The organism is Klebsiella sp. 4_1_44FAA (genome assembly GCF_000238715.1).
In the GTDB taxonomy this organism is placed as follows: domain Bacteria; phylum Pseudomonadota; class Gammaproteobacteria; order Enterobacterales; family Enterobacteriaceae; genus Klebsiella; species Klebsiella pneumoniae.
Genome location: NZ_JH414816.1, coordinates 1 through 3,315 on the forward strand (window position 1 = coordinate 1; position 3,315 = coordinate 3,315).

A 3,315-nucleotide genomic window follows, 5' to 3' on the forward strand; every position below is an offset into this window, starting at 1 on the left:
ATACCTCGCGGTATGCAACGCATGACTCGGGGACCTTGTGGATTGCTGGTCCTTCAATGGTCGGGGACTTTCACCCCTTGATCTCTACCGGTCTCCCGGCGCACACTGTATATATATACAGTTTCAAGCGAGGGGAAAATACGATGAAGTTCATTCCTGCAGTATCAGAAGCCAGCATAGTAAAAATTCCTTTGTTCACAGAGCGATGCCCTGCGGGTTTTCCGTCACCGGCTGCGGACTACACTGAGTCTGAACTGGATCTGAATGAGTACTGCATTCACCGGCGCCACTCCACCTATTTTGTCAGGGCGATTGGCAACTCAATGACTGATATTGGCCTCTATTCCGGCGATCTGATGGTCGTGGATAAAGCAGAACAGCCGCGGCACGGGGATATTGTTATCGCGGAAATTGAGGGTGAATTTACGGTAAAACGCCTGCTTCTGACGCCACGGCCGGCCTTGCAGGCGATGAACCCGGACTTCCCTTCCCTGTACCCGGATCCGGAAACGCTGCAAATTTTCGGTGTGGTGACGGCCTTCATTCATAAAACCCGGGGGACAGACTGATGTTCGCCCTGGCCGACGTCAACTCCTTCTACGCCAGTTGCGAGAGGGTTTTCAGGCCGGATTTGCGCGGAAAACCGGTCGTCGTTCTCAGTAACAACGATGGCTGCGTTATTGCCCGGAGTGCTGAAGCCAAACGGCTGGGTATAAAGATGGGAACCCCCTGGTTCCAGCTCAAAGAGGCGCAGTTTCCTGAAAAACTGTACGTTTTTTCCAGCAATTACGAGCTCTACGCTAGCCTGAGTAACCGCGTGGTCGCCCTGCTGGAGGAGCTGTCTCCCCGCGTCGAACAATACTCGATAGACGAATGTTTCCTGGATGCCCGGGGAATTGGCCAATGTATGGATCTGGAGGATTTTGGCAGGCAGCTGCGTGGGCACGTTCTCAGTGGAACCGGACTGACGATTGGTGTCGGCTGCGGCGCCACAAAAACACTGGCCAAATCGGCGCAGTGGGCGTCAAAGGAATGGCCACAATTCAGGGGGGTGCTGGCGCTGTCGCCCGATAATCCACGCAGGACGGCAAAATTACTCAGCCTGCAGCCGGTGGAAGAAATCTGGGGCGTGGGGAACCGGATAGCGAAAAAGCTGCACGTTATGGGGATCACCACCGCCCTGCAGCTGTCGCTGACGAACCCCGCGTTTATCCGCAAAAACTTCAACGTAGTGCTGGAGCGCACGGTACGTGAGCTGAACGGCGAGAGTTGCATTTCACTGGAGGAAGCGCCGCCGCCGAAACAGCAGATTGTCTGCAGTCGCAGCTTCGGGCAGCGGATCACCACCTATGAAGAAATGCGCCAGGCCGTCTGCCAGTACGCCGAGCGCGCAGCAGAAAAGTTGCGAGGTGAGCGGCAGTACTGCCGGCATATCAGCATCTTCATCAAAACCTCCCCTTTTGCGGTTAATGAACCGTACTACGGTAACGTGGCCACTGAGAAACTGAACACCCCTACCCGTGACACCCGGGACATTATAGCGGCAGCGGTCAGGTCTCTGGACAGGATCTGGCTCGATGGCCACCGCTACGCAAAAGCGGGGATAATGCTCAATGATTTCAGCCCGAACGGCGTTGCACAGCTGAATCTGTTCGATGACGTGCAGCCACGGCCGCACAGCGATGCGCTGATGAAGGTGCTCGACGGTATTAATCATTCCGGACTCGGGAAAGTCTGGTTTGCCGGACGGGGTATTGCGCCGGACTGGCAGATGAAACGGGAGATGCTGTCACCGGCATATACCACCCGCTGGAAGGAGCTGCCGGTTGCCCGTTTCTGACCGTTGAAATGACAGAAGGGACTTGCCGCCAGAGCTTACTTTACCGATCATACAGATGACTTGTCTCAGGGGGGAACCATGACAAACATCATTCTGTGTGATGTGACTGCCAGCGTCAGCGAACTTAAAAACGATCCGGTGGCCACCGCCAGTGCCGGCGGCGGCTACCCGGTCGCGATTATTGACCGCAACCGCCCTGTTTTTTATTGTGTGCCCGCGGCTCTGTATGAACAAATGCTCGATGCGCTGGACGAAAAAGACCTGGTGCAATTGATCACAGAACGTCAAAACCAGCCGCTGCGTGAAGTGGATCTCAATCAGTATCTGTGATGTGCTCCGGTGCGAGGAGCAAGGAATGTATTAAATCAATGTTAAGGAACAATATGGGTAGCAAAATCGCAGGTGTGGTTTTCTTATTCTTCACTGTCTGGGGAATGGCTTCAGTGATTGAATTGCAGTACTGGCGTAACGCTGATACCTATCCTGTCTGGCTGACAAAACATCTCCGGATCTCTCCCGAAAATAACGAAAAGAGCCTGATAAGGATAGGAATGGAAACCTTTGACAAGGTATGTGGTGATAACAGGGGCCTCCTTGCCGTCACCCAAAAACAAAACGGTATGTTTATGCGCTGTGATGATTCCCCCGGATTTTTTTCATGGATCAGCGGCGTTTACAAAGTCAGTTAATCAGATAACGTGTTGGACTTTCAATATGTTACCCACACGGTTATCCCCCGTTACTGTGGATAATCAATATATTGTGTCTCAGACAGCTGCTTTTTCTACCATATGTTGTGTCCCTGATATCCCCTCGGACGGCGTGACAAACGACATCACACTGGAGACGCTGATGACGGGACCATGTTCATCCAGGGTCGTAAGAACGGCCGGGACTGGTAACCGGCCGGACGAAGGACCGGCCAACGCGCAGCGGCGGCAGCTGGTTTTAAAAATGCTGGCGGAAATTTAAAATTAAGCCGCACACCCCGCGAAATTTTGCAAATTTCACTCAACATGCTTCGTTCAGATCCCAACAGAGCTTTCACCATCACCTGTAATAGCCGCCCTGCTGCGTGATTACTCCGCTCAACAGGTTGCTGGCGACAAGCCAATACCTGTTCGTGACAGGCATTGCTTAACCGTTGTCCCAAACTAATAATGTGCCGACGATGCAGGTGGGACCGTGCTCCCAGGCAGATTACCTGACCGACGATGCAGGTGGGACCGTGGTCCCAGGCAGATTACCTGACCGACGACGCAGGTGGGACCGTGGTCCCAGGCCGATAAGCTGACCGGCGATGCAGGTGGGACCGTGGTCCCAGGCAGATAAGCTGACAGATGACGCAGGTGGGACCGTGGTCCCAGGCAGATTACCTGACCGATGACGCAGGTGGGACCGTGGTCCCAGACAGATAACCTGACCGATGACGCAGGTGGGACCGTGGTCCCAGTCAGATAACCTGACCGACGACG

General features: G+C 54.1%; 4 protein-coding genes. All 4 read left to right on the forward strand.

What is annotated here, in order from left to right; all coding sequences use genetic code 11:
- Positions 1–143 precede the first annotated feature (143 nt).
- The 4 genes from umuD (at position 144) to HMPREF1024_RS00660 (ending at position 2,529) form a co-directional block, all read left to right on the forward strand.
- Entirely contained in the window at positions 144–569 is a 426-nt protein-coding gene (umuD, locus tag HMPREF1024_RS00675) for a translesion error-prone DNA polymerase V autoproteolytic subunit (RefSeq protein WP_009309980.1), read from the forward strand.
- Positions 569–1,840, forward strand: coding sequence for a Y-family DNA polymerase (locus HMPREF1024_RS00670; protein WP_004206782.1), 1,272 nt, complete (start codon positions 569–571; stop codon positions 1,838–1,840). The genes umuD and HMPREF1024_RS00670 overlap by 1 nt, the downstream gene beginning before the upstream one ends.
- A 78-nt stretch (positions 1,841–1,918) precedes the next feature.
- Complete coding sequence (locus tag HMPREF1024_RS00665; RefSeq protein WP_004206783.1) at positions 1,919–2,170, forward strand: type II toxin-antitoxin system Phd/YefM family antitoxin; 252 nt, start codon at positions 1,919–1,921, stop codon at positions 2,168–2,170.
- A 53-nt stretch (positions 2,171–2,223) separates the two neighbouring features.
- Positions 2,224–2,529, forward strand: coding sequence for a hypothetical protein (locus HMPREF1024_RS00660; RefSeq protein WP_009309981.1), 306 nt, complete (start codon positions 2,224–2,226; stop codon positions 2,527–2,529).
- The last annotated feature ends 786 nt before the right edge of the window (positions 2,530–3,315 follow it).